The organism is Microbacterium natoriense (assembly GCF_030816295.1).
Taxonomy (GTDB): Bacteria; Actinomycetota; Actinomycetes; order Actinomycetales; family Microbacteriaceae; genus Microbacterium; species Microbacterium natoriense_A.
The window spans coordinates 2,971,560-2,990,986 of record NZ_JAUSXV010000001.1 but is presented as its reverse complement, the minus strand read 5'-3'; the positions used below and the strand labels follow the sequence as shown (position 1 = coordinate 2,990,986).

The 19,427-nt window shown below is 65.9% G+C and carries 17 protein-coding genes; 9 read left to right on the top strand and 8 right to left on the bottom strand.

Annotated elements, in window-relative coordinates; translation table 11 throughout:
- Positions 1-327 precede the first annotated feature (327 nt).
- Positions 328-2,283, top strand: coding sequence for an AAA family ATPase (locus QFZ53_RS14035; protein WP_307297411.1), 1,956 nt, complete (start codon positions 328-330; stop codon positions 2,281-2,283).
- 150 nt (positions 2,284-2,433) lie between these two features.
- The gene (locus QFZ53_RS14030; protein ID WP_307297410.1) at positions 2,434-3,597 is read left to right on the top strand and encodes a hypothetical protein; all 1,164 of its coding nucleotides are present in this window, start codon (positions 2,434-2,436) and stop codon (positions 3,595-3,597) included.
- On the opposite strand, the gene QFZ53_RS14025 is transcribed toward QFZ53_RS14030, so the two are convergent.
- Together QFZ53_RS14025 and QFZ53_RS14020 are read right to left on the bottom strand one after the other, a co-directional pair.
- Entirely contained in the window at positions 3,571-3,744 is a 174-nt protein-coding gene (locus QFZ53_RS14025; protein ID WP_307297408.1) for a hypothetical protein, read from the bottom strand. The genes QFZ53_RS14030 and QFZ53_RS14025 overlap by 27 nt on opposite strands.
- Positions 3,745-3,904: 160 nt before the next feature.
- On the bottom strand, positions 3,905-5,404 hold the full coding sequence (locus tag QFZ53_RS14020) for a recombinase family protein (RefSeq protein ID WP_307297406.1): 1,500 nt from the start codon (positions 5,402-5,404) through the stop codon (positions 3,905-3,907).
- A gap of 58 nt (positions 5,405-5,462) precedes the next feature.
- Between QFZ53_RS14020 and QFZ53_RS14015 the strand changes: the two genes are divergently transcribed.
- From QFZ53_RS14015 to QFZ53_RS14000, 4 genes are all read left to right on the top strand, one after another.
- Positions 5,463-7,085 (top strand): ComEC/Rec2 family competence protein, encoded by a 1,623-nt coding sequence (locus QFZ53_RS14015; RefSeq protein ID WP_307297405.1) that lies wholly within the window; start codon positions 5,463-5,465, stop codon positions 7,083-7,085.
- A 126-nt stretch (positions 7,086-7,211) separates the two neighbouring features.
- The gene (locus tag QFZ53_RS14010; RefSeq protein WP_307297402.1) at positions 7,212-7,616 is read left to right on the top strand and encodes a hypothetical protein; all 405 of its coding nucleotides are present in this window, start codon (positions 7,212-7,214) and stop codon (positions 7,614-7,616) included.
- Positions 7,617-7,707: 91 nt separating this feature from the next.
- Positions 7,708-8,751 (top strand): DNA polymerase III subunit delta, encoded by a 1,044-nt coding sequence (gene holA, locus QFZ53_RS14005; RefSeq protein WP_307297400.1) that lies wholly within the window; start codon positions 7,708-7,710, stop codon positions 8,749-8,751.
- Positions 8,748-9,419: a histidine phosphatase family protein gene (locus tag QFZ53_RS14000; protein WP_307297398.1), complete on the top strand. Its 672-nt coding sequence runs from the start codon at positions 8,748-8,750 to the stop codon at positions 9,417-9,419. Before holA ends, QFZ53_RS14000 begins: the two co-directional genes overlap by 4 nt.
- Before the next feature lie 231 nt (positions 9,420-9,650).
- Here the strand turns inward: QFZ53_RS14000 and rpsT are convergent, their stop codons facing one another.
- Complete coding sequence (gene rpsT, locus QFZ53_RS13995) at positions 9,651-9,911, bottom strand: 30S ribosomal protein S20 (RefSeq protein WP_207483805.1); 261 nt, start codon at positions 9,909-9,911, stop codon at positions 9,651-9,653.
- Between the two features lie 224 nt (positions 9,912-10,135).
- Here rpsT and QFZ53_RS13990 point away from each other — a divergent pair, with 224 nt between their 5' ends.
- Genes QFZ53_RS13990 through QFZ53_RS13980 form a run of 3 tightly spaced genes read left to right on the top strand, consistent with a single transcriptional unit; the run spans position 10,136 to position 12,733 of the window.
- Entirely contained in the window at positions 10,136-10,957 is an 822-nt protein-coding gene (locus QFZ53_RS13990; protein ID WP_307297395.1) for a glycoside hydrolase family 1 protein, read from the top strand.
- The gene (locus tag QFZ53_RS13985; RefSeq protein ID WP_307297393.1) at positions 10,938-11,480 is read left to right on the top strand and encodes a family 1 glycosylhydrolase; all 543 of its coding nucleotides are present in this window, start codon (positions 10,938-10,940) and stop codon (positions 11,478-11,480) included. The genes QFZ53_RS13990 and QFZ53_RS13985 overlap by 20 nt, the downstream gene beginning before the upstream one ends.
- Complete coding sequence (locus tag QFZ53_RS13980; RefSeq protein ID WP_292904431.1) at positions 11,477-12,733, top strand: MFS transporter; 1,257 nt, start codon at positions 11,477-11,479, stop codon at positions 12,731-12,733. Before QFZ53_RS13985 ends, QFZ53_RS13980 begins: the two co-directional genes overlap by 4 nt.
- Here the strand turns inward: QFZ53_RS13980 and QFZ53_RS13975 are convergent.
- From QFZ53_RS13975 to QFZ53_RS13955, 5 genes are all read right to left on the bottom strand, one after another.
- On the bottom strand, positions 12,663-13,406 hold the full coding sequence (locus QFZ53_RS13975; RefSeq protein ID WP_307297392.1) for an alpha/beta fold hydrolase: 744 nt from the start codon (positions 13,404-13,406) through the stop codon (positions 12,663-12,665). The genes QFZ53_RS13980 and QFZ53_RS13975 overlap by 71 nt on opposite strands.
- An 86-nt stretch (positions 13,407-13,492) precedes the next feature.
- Positions 13,493-15,214 carry an ABC transporter family substrate-binding protein gene (locus QFZ53_RS13970; RefSeq protein ID WP_307297391.1) on the bottom strand — a complete coding sequence of 574 codons (1,722 nt, stop codon included), beginning with the start codon at positions 15,212-15,214 and terminating at the stop codon, positions 13,493-13,495.
- A gap of 196 nt (positions 15,215-15,410) precedes the next feature.
- Positions 15,411-17,342, bottom strand: coding sequence for an ABC transporter ATP-binding protein (locus QFZ53_RS13965; protein ID WP_307299415.1), 1,932 nt, complete (start codon positions 17,340-17,342; stop codon positions 15,411-15,413).
- Positions 17,339-17,836, bottom strand: coding sequence for an ABC transporter permease (locus tag QFZ53_RS13960; RefSeq protein WP_307299413.1), 498 nt, complete (start codon positions 17,834-17,836; stop codon positions 17,339-17,341). The genes QFZ53_RS13965 and QFZ53_RS13960 overlap by 4 nt, the downstream gene beginning before the upstream one ends.
- 437 nt (positions 17,837-18,273) lie before the next feature.
- A complete protein-coding gene (locus QFZ53_RS13955) occupies positions 18,274-19,257 on the bottom strand; it encodes an ABC transporter permease (RefSeq protein ID WP_292904421.1) in 984 nt (327 codons plus the stop codon).
- Between the last annotated feature and the right edge of the window lie 170 nt (positions 19,258-19,427).

Below are 19,427 nucleotides of genomic sequence, written 5' to 3'. Positions count from 1 at the left end.
CGCATTTTCGGCACCCGCAAGTGTCGCGCATCGCGTGGGCTCGCCCCCGACCGATTCCTCGCCCGTCGGCTGGTCAGTTGGCTCGCGTCGGGGGCAACCAAGGTAGCGGTACGCCGCGAGAAGCAGTAGCAGTGCGCGTGCCGAGGTACGCGAGCTGCGCCGAGTGTGCGGCTAGAGCTCCCGAATCCGGGCTAATACCGGCGCGCGCCTACCCGATCTGGTGCAGTGACGAGGCGGAACGCGACCGACCTCGTCTGCTTCCGTAGGAATGTCGGTGCCGGCACCTATCCTGGCGATACAAATGCTGGAAGAGCGAGAGGCCATGAGTTGAAGCTGACGTCATTCCGGGTTCACCGGTACAAGAACGTGCTGGATTCGACGGAGGTGGCTGTCGAGGGCGACGTCACGACGCTCGTCGGGATGAACGAGTCTGGGAAGTCGACGATGCTGGACGCGCTCTACAGGCTGAACCCGGTGTATGGCGACAAGTTCGTGGAGCTCGACGACTACCCGCGGTGGCGGCGCAGTCGAGATAGCCGAAGCGGAGACCTCCAGGAGATCACACCGATCGAGGCGACCTTCGTACTCGACGACGAGGATCTCAGCGCCCTCGCCGGAAAGCTCGGCGACGGCGTCGTCAGCTCGGACAGTGTGAAGGTCGGCCGCTGCTACGACGGCGAGGCATGGGTCGAGGTCGCCATCGACGAGGCGCGCTTCCTCCGCGACGTGCTCGAGGGCCACCCCGATGCAGATCACCTCCTCGGATCGCACGCCACCGTCGCGGCGCTCAAGGGGGCTCTCGAGGCCACGGTCAAAGAGAAGGCCGCTGTTGCCGCAGCCGTTGCGGCTGTAGCAGTCGACGCGCCGGAAGGCGCTGACGCGCTGGCGGATGCGGCAGCTGGGACGACGACGGCGGATGTCCTGTCGCGCATCACCACCAGGCTCGGCGCGCCAGGTGACCTCGCCGTTGTAGCGGAGGCGACAGTGCTCGCGCGCATGCCGAAGTTCTTCCTGTTCAGCGACTACCAGCGCCTCGACGGACGAGTGGACGTCGCGGAGCTCAAGACCCAGGCGGACGAAGAGCCGGGCGCGTCGCCGAAGCAGACCGCTCGTGCGCTCCTGAAGCTCGCCAACACCGACGTGAACGCGATGACCGACTCGAACTTCGAGGCGAGCACTGCGGAGCTCGAGTCGGTCTCGAACGACCTGTCGCGCGAGATGAAGGAGTACTGGAGCACGAACCCCGAGCTGCGGATCAAGATTGTGACCGAGCCAGAGACGATCTCGGACGCGCGTGGCCACCACAGTGTCGTCCGCTACCTTAACTTCCGCGTCGAGGACCGCAAGCACGAGTTCACCAACAACTTCTCGCGGCGCTCTTCGGGATACCGGTGGTTCTTCTCCTTCCTTGCGGCGTTCAGCGAGTTTGAGAGTCGCGGCGGCGACGTCGTGATCCTTCTCGACGAGCCCGGCCTCACACTGCACGCCAAGGCACAGCGCGACTTCCTCCGGTTCATCAACGAACGGCTGGCTCCTGCAGGGCAGGTCCTCTACACAACGCATTCGCCCTTCATGGTGGACCAGATCGAGCGCGTACGCGTGGTCGAAGACCGCGGCGACGACATTGGTTCGGTGACCTCGTCCGATGCTCTGGAGGTGGGGGAGGACAGCGCCTTTCCGCTGCAGGCCGCGCTCGGCTACGACCTCACGCAGAACCTGTTCATCGGCGAGCGGAACCTTCTCGTCGAGGGGCCTTCCGACCTCGCCTACCTCGACTTGGTCAGCCGCCGACTTCGCGAGCTCGGACGCGAGGGGGTCGACGAGCGTTGGCGCATCCTCCCGGCCGGCGGCTCGTCAAACGTCCCCGCGTTCGTGTCCCTTCTCGGGCGAAAGGTGTCCGTCACCGTCCTTCTCGACTCCGGGACCGAGGGCGGCGGGAAGGTCGAGGCCGCGATGAATGCGAACAAGATCGACGGCGGTCGAATCGTGCTGGTCAGCGCCGTGTTGGAGCAGAAGCACGCGGACATTGAGGACCTCTTCGCGGCAGAGGACTATGTGGAGCTGTACAACGCGGCGTTCGGCAAGTCCGTCCGGGCCGAGGACCTGCCGAACCACCACGAGCGCATCCTGAAGCGGCTGGACGGCCTGGGAGAGCCCAAGTTCGACCACTGGCGGCCTGCTGCTGTCCTGCTGCGCGACCCCTCGAGAGTTGAGCGACTCTCGGAGGTGACCCTCCGCAATTTCGAGGCGCTTGCGAGGAAGATCAACGCGACTCATGCGTGACTACGGACGGTGAGCATCTCGAGCATAGAGGCGTCTTGATGACCGTGACTTGAATCGCGTTGCGCCCAGGGAGCCGGTGTCGGCACCTGTCGCTACAGTGACTCCCCAGAGCTGTCAGAGTCACGCGCTGACGACGTCGGAGGGGGCGGCATGATCGAATGGCGGGCAAGCTTCACAGAAGAGTGGACGTGGTCGAGTCCGACGAATGTCCTGGGAGTTGCAAGCATTCTGGTGACGGCGCTCATTCCGTTTTTCCTTTGGCGTCTCGGCACCAAGCAGGCGAAGCGGGATGGCGATCTGAGGGCGCAACAGGTCTCGATCCTCAGGCGTCAGGAGCGTATCTTGCAGCGCCAGCGACGTGACGCCCTGCTGTCCATCGTCGACGACTCCAGCGATGCGATGCATTTGGAGCTTCTCTGGGAGGAGGTGGCCGAGTACGCAGGCCGAGATCGTGTGTTGCTGCAGGCCACATTCCGCGCCAATGTCGCGGTGGCGTTGCCGGGCGATCACCTAGGCATCAGGGTCGCTGACCAATTGGACTCGGTCGCTGTAACGCAGTACGTCGCAGGTCTTGAACGCAGGTACGGGCCAGCGCAAGGCGGGGTTCGCGGATTTGATGGACTCTTCGCGTTCCTCGAACAAGCGAGGGCGCGGCAGCTGGCCGTTGATACGACAGCGATCGTCAAGCTTGTCACGGGCAAGGCCGCCGAGATCCAGCGACCCGGACATGGCTTCTATCGCGAGCTGGTGAATCTCATGCCGGAAGCTGCCGGCAGCCTCCTGCATCGCGTCGAGGACATCGACTACCGCACAGCAGGTGGCACGCGCCTTAATGTCCTCACTGGCGTCCTCCTCGGGATCAAGGATGCCGAACTGAACAGAGCACCTGACGGGCGGCCGCCTCTCGCCACGGCCGTATCGACGCTCCGGCACGGTGTCCCCTCTGCACTCGCTCAACTACTTCACCGAGACAACCTGAGATCACTTGACCGGTGGTCACTTGAAGGCTCGACAGAGCCGGTGTCGGCGACCATCGCATGGCTCATCAGGGCAGTGGGTTGGCTGGCCGATGGCGACTCTCACCTGGCGAGGCGGATGGTGGAGAACTTGGCTCCAGCGATCCGCTCTATCCCTGAGGGCGAACGTGGGTGGGGAATTGACGACCGCGACGTTCGCCAGGGCTTCGCGTGGATTCGCGAGAAGCAACCTCGGCTCTGGGGCGAGTACAGCGAGGAATTGATATCGGCGGCGAGCAGTGTCGGGGAATGGAACGAGGCGCAAGGCCAGTCACGCAGCCTTCCGCCACGATCGTGAGGCCTCGCGTCGACTGCCCACCATCAACGTATGCAGTTGCTGGAACTGGTCGTCGGCCAGCGGGGGAGCCTGATCGGCGATGCGCTCTGCCCACGCCTTGATGGACTCCTGTGTGAAGGACTTCCCTGCGATCGCCGTCCTGGACATGCGCGTGCTCCTCATGACGAGGAGTGGTTCGCGCGGCGCTCCCGCTGCTAGGCCATCACGAGGCGGGCATGTCTCCGTCTCGACCAACCGCCCCAAGAGAGCGGCGACACTCGTTGTTGTTTGTGCGCTTCACGTTACCGGCCGATGCTGACCGACATTGCTATTTCCAGGCGAACTCGACACGATCCCGATTGATGCCCTTTCGCCCGTTCCATCCCCTGCCGATGCGATGCACTCTAGGCTCAACAATCAGTCCGATCACCCGGCGCTGCGTTAGCAGGTCCAACTCGTTCCAGCGCGCCTCAACGTCCTCGGCTCCCGCCAGCTGGCCGATCATCGGATCGGTCGCGGCGACGGACTCCAGCTTTCGCTGCGCTGCTTCGATGAGCGGGTTGATCCGCCGCTCCTGGTCGAAGAGGACTGTCAGATTGCGTTCCTCCGAGGCCTTCTCGCGGACCTTCTCCAGCCACTCTCTGTGCTCACGGATCTCGTCGAGGAGTTGCGCCCGCGCAGCGTCCACCGAGCCATCGTGCTGGCCAATGCGCGCGAGGAAGTCCGGACGTGACAGGCGCGCCAGCACGACCTCCGTGACGAGTAGATCCAGATGTTCCTTCTTCATTGCGACGTGGAATCCCGTCTTGCCGGGCGTACCCGAGCAGACGTAGGTGATGTATGTCTCGCGCTTGAGTTTCTCGCCAGACTCCTTGTCGTGTCTGACGCTCCCGGCGTTCTGCTTGCCCGTGCGCATCTTCGCGCCACACACGCCGCAGCGGGCGATGCCGCCCAGTAGGTGCGACGCGGGCCAGTTGTTTCCGCGTTTCCCGCCGCGGGACGACATGACGTCCTGCAACTTTCTCCACACTTCTGGCTCAATCAGTGGCTCCCATACAGCTTCCACGTCCTCGAGGATCTCACCCTGATGCTGACGCAGGCCTGCGTAGGCCGGCATCGTGAGCATCTGCTTGACCGCAGCTGGCGTCCAGCCGACGTTCTGGCGTTTAGGTGCTGGCCGGCGCGGCTCGATGCCTCGTTCGTTGAAGTCCTTGGCCACCGCATAGAACGAGTCGCCCTCAAGCACCCGTACAGCTGCCTCTCTGACGACAGCAGCCTGCTCGGGGTGCTCCACGACTTCGATGAGCATCCTGCTCCGTTCGTCATACACGCGCCGGTAACCGTAAATCGTCTTCCCGTGTGGCCGACCCGATTCAGCGTTGGCCCGCATGGCTCGGAGCATGCGCTCGCTTGTCTTGTCGCTCTCGTACTCTGAGTCGCTGGCGTCCTCTCTCAGGGATCGGCGATCGCGTGCGTTCTTCGGGTCATACACGCGATCGTGCGTCTGAACCCAGATTTTCACCCCCCGCTCTGCGCACAACTCGATCAGGTCGATCCATTCGCCGGTACGGCGAGAACCCCGCGAGCTCTCCCAGATCCCCAGAAGATCAGCATCGAAACTGCCGCTCTCCAAGTCCGACAACAGTTCATTGAAGCCCTCGCGCGCCTTCGTTGCGTAGCGACTCGCGCTGCGGTTCGGGTCCCGATAAGGCTTGGGGTGAACAGCCCAGCCCTTGCGCCCGGCGGCGCTCAGCATGTCCTCGTGCTGCTCGTTCGGCGACCTCTGCGTGCCCGAACGGTCCTGCGATACTCGGAGGTATTCGCGCATGACTGGTGGATCGGCGGAGGCAGAGGAGTTGGGAGCAAACAACGGGCGCATAGTGCGAGTGTACTCACCTCTTAAATCAACCATCAGCGGCGCCAACTGCGCGATCGTCGTCGGTGCGATGTTCGGGTTGGTGGCTCTGTGCGGCGGCGGCCGACGCCTGCGCGTGGCGATCGCGGTCGCGGCTCTTGCCGGCTTCGTCGTGCTCGTGACGCCGGAGCCGAGCGTGATCAGAGCGGCGGTGATGGCGGGCGTGGCGATGCTGTCGGTGCTGCTCGGGAGGCCGAGCGCCGGCGCGGGGATGCTCGCACTGTGCGCCGCCGGCATCCTGATCGTCGATCCCTGGCTCTCATCGACGCCCGGATTCGCGCTGTCTGTCGTCGCGTCGGGAGCGCTCATCCTGCTCGCCCCGCCGCTCGCCCACGGCATGGAGCGGTGGATGCCGCGGCTGGTCGCCCTCGCGGTCGCTGTGCCGCTCGCGGCGCAGCTGGCATGCGGGCCGATCATCGCCCTGTTCGCCGAACAGCAGTCGCTGGTCGGCGTCGCAGCGAACATGATCGCCGACCCCGCGGCGCCGATCGCGACCGTGATCGGACTGCTCGCGTGCCTGGCCGCGCCCATCCCGCCGCTCGCCGATCTGCTCGCGGCATCGGCATGGCTTCCCGCCGCCTGGATCGCGACCACGGCGACGGTGAGCGCCGAGCTTCCCTTGGCCGAGCTGTCCCTGATCCCGGGGATCGGCAGCGCCCTGCTCGTCGCAGCGGTCAGCGCGGCGTTCGCCGTGGTGCTGATCAGGCCGGGCGGCGGCGAGGTGCTGATCACGCCCCTGCGGTGGGTACGCGGAGCGTCGGCTGCGGTGCTCGTCGTGGTGTTCTCCCTCGGAACATCGCACGTGCTGCTCGCCGGTCCGCTCGCGACCGCGACGAGCCCGGACGGGTGGTCCATCGCCGCATGCGACGTCGGGCAGGGCGATGCGCTGGTCGTGCGATCAGAGGGAGAAGTCGCCCTTGTCGACACCGGTCCGGAGCCTGGCCCGCTCGAGGACTGTCTCCGTGCGCTCGGCATCGATCGCGTCGACCTGCTCGTGCTGACCCACTTCGACCTCGATCACGTCGGCGGCGTCGACGCGGTGCAGGGACGCGTCGGTCAGGTGCTGCACGGTCCGCCCGGCGAGGAGCAGGACGAGCAGATGCTGGCGCGTCTCGTCGCCGGAGGAGCGGAGCCGGTCGACGCGTCCGCGGGGCTCTTCGGGACGCTGGGCGGAGCCTCATGGAAGGTGCTCTGGCCTCAGCGAGGTTCAGCGATCTTCCCGCCGGGGAACGACTCGAGCGTCGTCATGCTCTTCGAGGGCGGCGGAGTGCCGAAGTCCCTGTACCTCGGTGATCTGTCGGCGCAAGCGCAACGGATGCTGTTGCGCACCGCCCATCTCGGCAACGGGTTCGCCGTTGTCAAGGTCGCGCACCACGGGAGCGCCGATCAGGACCCGGGACTGTACGAGACTCTCCGCCCGTCCGTCGCAGTGATCAGCGTCGGCGAAGGCAACGACTACGGCCATCCCCGCGACGAGATTCTCGCCGTGCTCGACGCGCTGGGCGCTCACGTGCTGCGCACGGATCAGCAGGGGCGCGTGCTCCTCGGGATGGAGGGCGGAGAGCTCGAAGTGTGGACGGATAGGGGAGGATGACCCGCTCGAGCGGAGATGTCCTTCTGCTTCGGATCGTTCGGAGGCCGTTTCCGTGAGACACGTCTTCGCCTATCCCAAGGACGTGTCATTCGGTTCCGTCGGTCTCCGCACGTGGAGAATGGTCCGATGTACGAGCTCTTCGGGATCGCGGCGCTGCTGTCGGCGATCGCAGTCTCCGTGGCGATCGCCATCGGACGATGGCTCCCGCCGAGAGTCGTGCCCGAGTACTGGATCAGTCTTGTGACGTGGGGCGCGCAACTGCTGGTGTCCATGGTGGCCGTCTTCTGGATCGGGTTCTTGGGCATTTCGACGCCGCACTGTGCGCCGAACTGTGAGTGGGATCTTCTCGGTCTGAACTTCCGCGGGTTCATGATCGCCGCCGGGCTCATCCAGGTCATCAGCATGGTTCTCATCGTGCTGATGCGACGACGACGGCAGGTGCGGTTGGTGCCGGTCTTCGGCATCGCTCTCACCCTGATCCTGTTTGCACTCTCAGCGGTCATCGCCCACAAGGCGATGCTGTTCTTCTGAACGCCGCCGCTTCAGTCCGGGAGCCTGCGGCGGTCCATCGGAGACAGCCCGCTCGGGTGAGTCTGTCGGCGGCCCCCGGTAGGCTGAGATCATGGCAGCTTCGCGTACTCCGGCACGAGGAACCGCGAAGGCGGCGAAGATCCCGCAGGTGTCATGGCGTGATCCTCGACCGGCATCCGTCGTCCTGGTCTTCGGGCCCGAAGAGGTCTGCGCCGAGCGCGCGATCGCCGGGGTCCGCGACTATCTGCGCGCCGAAGACCCGGCCCTCGAAGTCAGCGACGTCCGTGCCGACGACTACGCCCCCGGTACCCTGCTGTCGATGACGTCTCCGTCGCTGTTCGGCGAGCCCCGTCTGGTGCGGGTCTCGGGCGTCGAGAAATGCTCCGACGCCTTCCTGCAGGAGGCGGTCTCCTATCTCGACCACCCGCAGGAAGGGGCGACGGTGGTGCTGCGGCACACCGGAGCCAGCGTCCGCGGCAAGAAGCTCCTCGACGCGCTGCGAGCCGGAACAGGCGACGGCATTGAGATCGCGGTGCCGGCCATCAAGCGCGACAGTGACCGTGCCGACTTCGCTGCGGGGGAGTTCAAGGCGGCCAAGAAGCGCATCGCGCCGCAGGCGCTCCGGGCACTCGTCTCAGCTTTCGCCGATGATCTCACCGAACTCGCCGCCGCGTGCCAGCAGCTCATCGGTGACGTCGAGGGTGACGTCACCGAAGAGGTCGTCACCAAGTACTACGGCGGCCGGGTGGAAGTCTCGGCGTTCGTCGTCGCCGACACCGCCATCGCCGGCAGATACGGTGAGGCGCTCATCGCCCTCCGCCACGCCCTTTCCTCCGGAGCCGACCCGGTTCCCATGGTCGCGGCTTTCGCCATGAAACTGCGCACGATGGCCCGCGTCGCCGGCAACCGGGAGCCCAGCCGCCAGCTCGCGCAGCGCCTCGGCATGAAGGACTGGCAGGTCGACCGCGCCCGCCGCGATCTGGCGGGCTGGAACGAGCGCTCTCTGGGCATGGCGATCCAGGCCACGGCCAGGGCGGATGCCGAGGTGAAGGGCGCCGCACGCGACCCGATCTTCGCGCTGGAGCGCATGGTGACCGTCATCGCGACACGTCAGCCGTTCGGAGAAGACGCATGAGACTTCTGCTCGTCCGCCACGGACAGACGCCCAGCAACGTCGTCGGCGCGCTCGACACGGGCAGACCCGGCCCCGGCCTCACGGCGCTCGGACAGTCCCAGGCCGAGGCGATCCCTGGTGCCCTCGCCGACCAGGCAGTCGACGCGATCTACGCCTCCCCGCTGATCCGCACGCAGCTCACAGCGGCACCGCTCGCAGGCGCCCGTAGTCTCGACATCGAGGTCCTCGAAGGGCTCGAGGAGATCGTGGCGGGGCGCTGGGAGATGCACAACGACATGGAGGCGGTGCGCGCCTACATGGAGACGGCGAGCCGCTGGGCGGTCGGTGACCTCGACGCCGTGATCGATGGAGGCGAATCCGGTCACGAGTTCTTCGACCGCTACGACAACGCGATCGCGAAGGTCGCGGCGGCGAATCCTGCAGCGACAGCCGTCGTCGTCAGCCACGGCGCGGCGATCCGCGTGTGGGCCGCCGCGCGCATCGTCGGCGTCGACCTGTCCGAGGCGGCGAAGTGGCGCATCTACAACACCGGGATGTGCGAGCTCGACGGAGACCCGCAGAACGGCTGGCAGCTCGTGCGCTGGGTCCGGGAACCGCTCGGCGGCGTCGAGCTCGAAGACGCACGCGCTCTCGATGTCGATCCACCGGCGCTGCGTCCCGCTCGCTGACAACTGCTCTTCGCCCTGCTCGCTGGCTCGTCCGCAGCATCCGTGACCTATAAGGCGGCCCGCCCGCGGCACCCGTCGTGCTTTCAACCGGTCCCGTCCGCAGGCGCAGATTCCGTCTGCATGCCGAAAACACGGATCTCGGCGTGCAGATGGGATCTCACACTGCAGATGGGACGGATAACGAAAAAGCCCGCCTCGGAGGAGGCGGGCTTTTCATGAAGCGACGGCAGCTCAGAGAGCGGCGACCTGCTTGGCGATGGCCGACTTGCGGTTCGCTGCCTGGTTCTGGTGGATGACACCCTTGCTGACGGCCTTGTCGAGCTTGCGGGCCGCGGTCTTCAGCGCTGCCTCAGCAGCAGCCTTGTCTCCGGTGGCGACGGCGGCGCGGGCGGCGCGGACGTGCGTCTTCAGCTCGCTCTTCACGGCCTTGTTGCGCTCGTGAGCCTTCTCGTTGGTCTTGTTGCGCTTGATCTGCGACTTGATGTTTGCCACGTGTGGACGCTTTCTGTACAGGAGTTGTTTCGGAATGCCGGCTGGAGAAGAGGGCTCCTGCACGGCGGTCGTGAGGGAAGAACCCACACGCAAGCCAAGAACCAAGCTTACCAGCATCCGTCCCGATCTCCCTAAATGGGGGCTGATCGCGAAACTCGGTCGCGCAGAACGTGGAACCGGGTGCAGAATCATCCCTAACCCGACATCGACGTCAAGGAACGTGCATGACACTCGCCCTCCCGCCCGGATTCCGTTTCTCGGCCGCCACATCCGCATTCCAGATCGAAGGATCCCGAGACGTAGACGGGAGAGGACGCTCCATCTGGGACGACTTCCTCGAGGCTCCTGGTGCGATCGTCGACGGCTCCACGGCCGACCCTGCGTGCGACAGCTACCGGCATCCGGAGTCCGACGTCGCCCTGGCCGCAGGGCTCGGACTCGACCGCTACCGATTCTCGATCCAGTGGGCGCGAATCCAGCCCGAGGGGAGAGGCCGGGGCAACCTCGTGGCGCTCGATCACTACTCCCGCGTGGTCGATCTGCTTCTCGACGCCGGGGTGACGCCCTTCCCGACCCTGTACCACTGGGAGATGCCCGTCGCAGTCGAAGCCGACGAGGGTTGGCTGAACCGCGACACCGCGGCGCGATTCGCCGAGTACGCGGCTCTCGTCGTCGAGCACCTGGGCGACCGCGTCTCGCACTGGTACACGTTGAACGAGCCGGCTATGACGACCCTGCAGGGCTATGCGACGGGTGCTCTCGCTCCCGGCAGGCAGCTGCTCTTCGGCGCACTGCCGACCGTGCACCACCAACTGCTCGCGCATGCTGCCGCGTTCGAAGCGCTGAGGGCCGGCGGAGCGCAGCAGATCGGTCTCGTGAACAACCACACCTGGGTGCTGCCTCTGCACGACACCGACGCAGACCGCGCAGCCGCGCACATGTACGACATGATCCACAACCGCGTCTTCAGCGAGCCCGCTGCTCGACGGCGTGTACCCCGACCTCGAGAGCCTGGGGCTGCCGCCGATGCCCGTACAGGCCGATGACATGGCGCGCATCCGGGCATCGTTCGACTTCTACGGCATCAACTTCTACAACCCGACGACCGTGACCTCCGCGGCCCCCGACAGTCCGATCCCATTTGACATCGTGCCCACGCCGGGGGTGCCGGTCACCGGCTTCGGTGCGGAATGGCCGATCATGCCGAGCGCTCTGCGCGATCTGCTCGTCGATCTGAAGAGGAGGCATCCGCAGCTGCCCCCCATGATCATCGGCGAGAACGGCGCATCGTTCCCCGAGCCGGCGACCGCCGGCCGTGTCGATGACCAGAACCGCATCGACTACGTCACCGGCCATCTGGCCGCCGTGGCCGAGGCGATCGAGGCGGGCGTCGACGTCGAGGAGTACACGGTGTGGTCGCTGCTCGACAACTGGGAATGGGCCGACGGATACACCCAGCGGTTCGGGCTGGTGCACGTTGACTTCGAGACGGGTGAGCGAACTCCCAAGGCCTCTTACGACTGGTACCGCGATCTGATCGCCCAGCACCGCGAGGAGGACGCGCGATGAGCTCATCGACGAAGGTCGGCACCGGCTGGATGACCCTGTTCACGCTCGCCTGGCTGGCGATCTGGACCGTGCAGCTCACTCCCGTGCAGCTGCTGCTGCCCCTGCAACTGGACACTCCGGAAGACGACTGGATCACGGGAGTGGTGTCTTCGGGCCTGGTGCTCGGCATCGGCGGCCTCGCGGGCATCATCGCCGGGCCCGTCGCCGGAGCGCTCTCGGACCGCGCAGGCGTGGGCCGTCGCCGTCGCCGGCCGTGGGCACTGGGTGCGGTCTGGCTGACGGCGGTATGCCTCGCTCTCACGGGGTACACCTCGGGGCCGTGGGCGGTAGGAGCCGCGTGGGTCGGCGTCTCGATCGGCGTGGCCGTCTCCTCGGCCGCCTTCACAGCGATGATCGCCGATCAGCTGCCGCCGAGGCAGCGGGGCGCCGCATCCGCCGCGGTCGGGTCGAGTCAGGCCGTGGGCATCGTTCTCGGAGTCGGGCTGGTCGTGCTTCTCGGCCTCGACATCACCACGGGCTACTGGCTGCTAGCCGCGATCATCGGCGTGGTCGGCACGGCGGCGGCGCTGGCACTGCCCGACCCGCCCGCCGCTCAGGCGGAGCTGCCCGATCGTCGCCGCAGCATCCTGCTGAGCTCACTGCGCGACCGCGATTTCGCGTGGATGCTCTCCGGCCGCCTGGTCGCGAACATCGGCAACGCCCTCGGCACCGCGCTGTTCCTGTTCTTCCTGCTGCACGGACTGAACCAGCCGAACGCCGAAGCACAGGACAACCTCTTGCTGCTGATCGTCGTCTACACGGTGTTCGTGGTCCTCGCCTCTGTGCTCACGGGACTCATCTCCGACCGCACGGGTGACCGCCGCGGCCTGACCGTGATCGCGGCTTTCGTGCAGGCGGCGTCCGGTCTCGTCATCGCCCTGGTGCCGACCTTCGAGGCGACCATGGTGGCGGCCGCCCTCATGGGCCTCGGCTACGGCGCGTTCTCGACCGTCGGCCTGGCCTTCGCCGCCGATCTGCTGCCCGACGAGCAGGACCATGCCCGCGATCTCGGCATCGTGAACGTGACCGCGGCGCTGGGGCAGCTCATCGGCCCGATGCTCGGTGCGGGTCTCGTCGCGATGGTCGGAGGGTTCTGGCTCGTGTTCATCGCAGCGGCCGTGCTGTCGGTCATCGGCGGACTGCTCACCGCGGTGGCGAAGCCGAAGAACCGGCAGCCTCGACCGTCGCGATCGCGAGCCGCAGCACCGCGTTGAACACGCGCGGCCGCATGGTCGTGACGAGATGGGTGGTCCGCGGCACGACGACGAGTTCGGTGTGCGGAGCGAGACGCCGGAAGAGGGATTCGTTCAGACGCAGCTGATCGAACTGGCCGTTCACGAACCACAGGGGAATCGTGATGCGCTGCAGAGCGGTCGCGACGTCGATGCCGGAGAGCGTGCGCAGCGCGCGATCCTGCATGTCGAGGGCGTAGCCGCCGGCGGCGTAGTCGCCGCGGGTCTCGAGTGGGATCGTCGCACTGAGGATGCGCTCGGTGAGCCACATCCCGCGGTCGGGCAGTGCGTTGACCGCCCCTGCGATCACGCGGTAGGCAGCGAGGCCTGCGCCGCGGGGGAGCGCGGTGCAGGATGCCGCGATCAGACCGGCGATGGGGGGACGCTGCCTGCCTCCGGCGTAAGCGAGGGTCAGGAGCCCGCCCATCGAGTGCCCCACGAGCAGCACCGGGCCTCTCTTTCCGGCGTCACGCACCGCCGCATCGATCGTGTGCAGCGCCTCGTGCAGCGTGAAGTCCTCGTGCATTCGGGTGCCGTGCCCTGGCAGATCGATCGCGGTGGCCGGAGCGCCGATCGATTCAAGAAAGGCGAGCTGCGAGCGCCACATGGTGGCGGAGGTGCGGATGCCGTGCACGAGGACGATCTGGACGGTCACGGACTCAGCCTAGAACGCAGCGGGCACGAAAGAGGCGGGGCCGGTGGATGAACCACCGACCCCGCCTCCTGTTCGATTCGGAAGAGTTACTTCTCCCAGCCGAGGTCCTCGACCGGCGTGACGCCGAAGAGGTCCAGACCCACGTAGGGCTCCGGCGTGAGGTTCGCGAGACCCTTCTGGGCGACGTAGACCGACGGGCCGTTGTAGAGCGGGATGACGCCCCACGTCTGCTCGATGATCTTCGGCTCGAGCTTCATGGCAGCCGCGGTCCAGCTCTCAGCGTCCTTCTGCGACTCGACGTCGTCGGCGATCATCTTGTCGATGTCGGCCGTGCCGGTGCCCGAGAGGTTCAGGCCGCTGTCGGAGCAGTAGATCTGGCACATCCACGCCGGTCCGAACGGGTCGGAGTCGGTGAAGCGGAGTCCGAAGATGTCCCAGTTCTTCGACGTGAAGTCGTCGGAGAAGTCGGCCGATGCACGGACCTCGATCTGGAGGTCGATGCCGAGCTCCTTCTCCTGGGCCTGCAGCGACTTCGCGAGAGCCTCCTGGACGGGGCTGTTGCTGAAGATCGGGTAGACGACCGAGAACTTCACGCCGTCCTTCTCGCGGATGCCGTCTTCGCCTTCCTTCCAGCCTGCCTCGTCGAGGAGCTTCTTGGCGGCGTCGACATCGTTCTTCAGGCCGGCCTCACCGAATGCGTCGCTCCAGCCATCCTGGAACGAGTACATGTTCAGCGAACCGGCGGCCTTCTCCTCGTAGCCGAGGCCCTTCCACGCGATCTGCTTCTGCTGATCGATGTTGATGCCCATGAAGAAGGCCTTGCGGACGTTGACGTCCTCGAACTGCGGCTTGTCGCCGTCGACCATCAGAACCGTCTTGGCGGTCTGCTGGGCACGACGCACGACGGCGCCGTCGACATCCTCGACCTGCTTCAGGCGCTCTTCGCTGCCCGCCTCGACCTGGTCGATCTCACCGTTCTTGAACGCGTTGATCGCAGCGTCGTCCTCGAGCGCGGTGAAGGTCACCTTGTCGAGCATCGGAGCGTTGCCCCACCACTCGGGGTTCGGCTTGAAGGAGACGAAGCCTGCGTTGGCGTCGAACTCGTCGACGGTGTACGGGCCAGCGCCCCACTCCGCGTTGAGGTTGCCGATGTACGCGTTGTTGAACGTCTCCGCGTCAGCGTGCTTCGGGTTCAGGACGCCACCCGTGAGGAAGGCCATGGACGGCCAGGCGAACGTGCCGTCGAAGGTCACGATCGCGGTCTTGGCGGTGTCACCCTGCTCGACGGACTTGATCTGCTTGTAGCCGTCGGTCGCGTTGGGGTTGTAACCCTCGTCGAGCGAGCGGTTCGCCTTCCAGGTCGCGTCGATGGCGGTCCAGTCCATGTCGGTGCCGTCGTTGAAGTGCGCCTTGTCGGTGAACGTGAAGGTGACGGTCGTGTTGCCGTCCTTCTCGCCGATCTCGTATGCGTCGAGGTAGGCGTCGTTCTTGTAGACCTCGCCCTCCGGCTTCACCAGAAGGATCTGCGGCATGTAGTAGTACCACAGACGCGCGGTGTCGGCGCTGGCGTCGCTGTTGAACGCGTTCAGCTGCTCCGGAACCTCATTGATCTCGAAGTTGACCTCGCCGCCCTCCTTGAGGTTCTCACGAGGCTGCGGGTTGTAGTCGGCGGACTTGGTCTCGACGGTCTCGCCGCCGCCGTTGCCATCCCCGCCACCGGTGTTTCCGGAACCGCTCGCGCAACCCGCGAGGGCGAGTGCGAGGACGCCGCTGATCGCGATCGCCCCCAACAGCTTCTTGTGCTTCATGGTGCTCCTTTCGCCTTTCGGCGTTTCATAAAGGGAAGACTAGTTCTCGATGTCCGGGTGCCACAGCGTCGCGCAGTGAATACCGCCTAACTGTTATCGGACGGTGACCAGAGCGTCATCCGCTCGTCATCCGGAACAGCGGGAGGCCGTGATGACCACCTCTCGCAAATGCCCGAGGCGATCATCACGGCATCGATCAGGCCGCCGTGACAGGACGCGTCGTCTGCGTCTCCGGGTCGAACACGACCCGCTCACGCGAGCGCTCGACGTCCGGATCCGGAACAGGGATGGCCGAGAGCAGGGCCTTGGTGTACGGATGCTGCGGATTGTCGAACACCTCGTCGACGTCGCCGTGCTCGACGAAGTCGCCGAGATACATCACGGCGACGCGGTCGGCGATGTGCCGGACGACCGACAGATCGTGGGCGACGAACAGGTAGGACAATCCCAGTTTCACCTTCAGCTCGTCGAGCAGGTTGATCACGCCGGCCTGGATCGACACGTCGAGCGCCGACACCGGCTCGTCGAGCACGACGATCTTCGGGTTCGTCGACAGGGCGCGGGCGATGCCGATGCGCTGACGCTGACCTCCCGAGAACGCCTGCGGGAAGCGGTCGCTGTGCGCCGGGTTGAGGCCGACGAGGTCCATCAGCTCATCCACGCGTGCGTGGATCTCCGCCTTCGGCATGCCGATCGCCGACATGGGCTCTGCGATGATGTCGGCCACCGTCATTCGGGGGTCGAGAGCACCCATCGGATCCTGGAACACGATCTGGATGTCGCGGCGCAGCTCGCGCTCGATCCTGCGGTTGTGCAGTTCGTTGACGCTGGTTCCGGCGATGATGATGTCGCCGTCCTTCTGCTTGACCATGTCCATGATCTGCAGCAGGGTCGTCGTCTTGCCCGAACCGGACTCGCCCACGATCGCCATCGTCTCGCCCTCGCGGACGTCGAAGCTGATGCCCTTGATCGCCTGCACTTCGCCGACCTTGCGCTTGAGGAACGCGCCCTTGAGCAGCGGGAAGGTCTTCGTGAGGTTCTTCACCTCGAGCGTGATCGGTCGCTCCTCACGCGGCATCCGGGTCAGTTCGCTCTCGGGGACCTCTCGGATCGGGTAGATCGGAAGACCGCCGAGGCGACCGTCGTCATCGATCTCATCCGCACGGATGCACGCGGCCAGGTGGGGCTCGCCAGTGCCGGTCGAGACCGGCAGCAGCTCGGGCTCGTGCGTACGGCACGCGTCCTTCACGATCGGGCAGCGGTCGGCGAACGGGCACGCGTCCGGAAGGTTGATCAGCAGCGGCGGGTTGCCCTTGATCGGAGTGAGCGGCTCCTTCTCGGCCTTGTCGATCCGGGGGATCGCGCCGAGGAGGCCGATCGAGTACGGCATCCGAGTGCGGTGGAACAGCTCGCGCGCGGGCGCGTGTTCGACGGGCTTGCCCGCGTACATGACCATGACGTCGTCCGCCGTGCGGGCGACCACTCCCATGTCGTGGGTGATCATGATGACCGCTGCCCCTGTCTCGTCCTGGGCCTTCTCGATCAGGTCGAGGATCTGCGCCTGGATCGTGACGTCGAGAGCGGTCGTCGGCTCGTCGCAGATGATGAGCTTCGGGTTGTTCGCCATCGCGATCGCGATAACGACGCGCTGACGCATGCCGCCCGAGAACTCGTGCGGGAACGACTTCATGCGCCGCTCCGGCTCGGTGATGCCGACGAGCTTGAGCAGCTCCACCGAGCGGTCCCACGCCTCCTTCTTGGAGAGGCTGCGGTGCACGGTGAGCGCCTCGATCAGCTGTTCCCCGATCGTGAAGACGGGAGTCAGCGACGTCAGCGGGTCCTGGAAGACCATCGACATGCCGTTGCCGCGGATCACCGACATCTGCTTGTCGCTCTTGCCGAGCAGCTCCTGGCCGTCGTAGACGATCGAGCCGGTGACACGGGCGTTCTCGTCGAGCAGGCCCATGATGGCGAGCGAGGTGACGGACTTGCCCGAGCCGGACTCGCCGACGATGCCGAGGGTCTTGCCGGCCTCGAGATCGAACGAGACGCCCCGGACGGCGTCGACGCGGCCCGCCTCTGAGGCGAAGCTGACCTTCAGGTCACGGACGGAGAGTACGGTGCTCATGCGCGGCCTCCCGCTGCAGACGTGGGATCGAGGGCGTCGCGCAGACCGTCGGCGATGAGAGCCATCGACACAGTGAGCAGGACGAGGGCGGCTGCCGGGAAGTAGAACAGCCACGGAGCGGTGACGAGCGAACTCGAACCGGATCCGATCAGGGCGCCGAGCGACACGTCGGGGATCTTCACCCCGAAGCCGAGGAACGACAGTCCCGTCTCGGTGACGACGGCGTTGACGACGCCGAGGGTGAAGTTGATCACCAGGAGCGAGCCGATGTTGGGCAGCAGATGGCGCAGGACGATCCTCATGCCGCTGACGCCCATGTAGCGAGCGGCGCTGACGTACTCGCGCTCGCGCAACGAGAGCGCCATGGTCCAGATCACTCGAGCGGGGAAGTACCAGCCGATCACGAAGATCATGATCAGCGAGATGACCCGCCAGTCGCCGCCGGCCTTGTTCGAGATCATCGCGAGGATGAGGAAGCTCGGGATCACCATCATGAAGTGGATGACCAGCAGAGCGATCCGTTCGGTCCAGCCGCCGAAGTAGGCGCGCGGCTGTGCCGACCAGCGCCGACACGACGGTGGTTCCGACCGATACCGTGACGGCGATCATCAGCGAGCGCTGCAGACCGACCGCCACTTGCGCGAACAGGTCGTTGCCCGCGCTGTTGGTGCCGAACCAGTGCTCGGTCGACGCGCCCGTGTTGAGGTTCAGGAAGTCGAGCGCGGTGTGGTCGTAGCGGGCGATCAGCGGACCGATGATGGCGAACAGCACCAGGAGGACGAAGATGGCCATGCCCGCCATGGCGCCCTTGTTGCGGGCGAACCGGCGGGAGTAGAGGGTCCACTTCGACAGGCGCTTGGTGGCGACCTTCGGTGTGATGGCCGGCGCATCCGACGGGTGGACAGTGGGGTCGATCATGTCGGTGGTCATGTCAGCTCACTCTCACGCGCGGGTCGAGCACGACGACGGCGATGTCGGCGAGGACCGCACCGATCGCCGTCAGGACGGCGCCGAAGGCCGCGATCGCGACCGTGCCGTGGATGTCGTTCTTCGTGATGGTCTCGATGAAGTACTTGCCCATGCCGTTCCACGCGAAGATCGTCTCCGTGAGGACGGCGCCGGTGAAGACGGCGGGGATCGTGAAGGCGACCTGGGTGGCGACCGGGATCAGCGAGGTGCGCAGAGCATGCTTGCGGATCGCCTCCTGCTTGGTGAGGCCCTTTGCGCGAGCGGTGCGGACGTAGTCGGCGCTGATGTTGTCGAGCAGCAGCGACCGCTGCAGGAAGTGGATGCCGGCATAGCCGATGAGCACCAGTGCGAGCGTGGGCAGAGTGAGATGCTGCAGCACGTCTATCAGTACGGGGAAGAACCCCTCGACGTCTCGGCTGGCGTTGCCGGTGACGAAGAAGATCCGCACGCCGGTCGCGTTGTTGAGCCCGATGGCGAGCAGCACGATGCCGAACGCGGCGACCACGATCGGGATGTTCATCGTGATGATGCTGGTCGCCTGGCCGATGCGGTCGGCGAGCTTGTACTGCCGCGACGCGGTGTACACGCCGAGTGCGATGCCGAGGATCGTCGTGAGGATCGTCGCCCCGAGGACCAGCTCAGCGCTGACCCACATGCGGTAGGCGATCTGCTCGTTCACGGAGCCGCCGGTCGGGCTGACGCCCCAATCCCAGTGCAGAACGATGTTCGTGAGCCAGGTCCACCACCGCTCGATGAGCGGGACGGTGTCGCTGAGGTTGCGCGGCTTGAGGGTGTTGACGATCTGCTCTTCGGTCAACGGTGGGCGCCGGCCCACGTAATTGCTGCGCGGATCGAGAAAATTCCACGCAAGGAAATACGTGAGATTCGTCGCGACCACGATCATGAGCAGCCAGCCGAGAGCTCGGCGCGCGAGATACTTGATCAAGGGTGTGATTCTTTCTCTTTTACAGACGCTCGCCAGGATCTGCCGACGCAACGCTGAGCCGGGTAGTCATTCAATCACCAACGGCCGTTCTGCGCGACATGACGCCAGCACGCTGTCTGTGACGGAGTCCTATCGCCCGCGGGATTCGGTGTCATGCACTTCACCCGGGC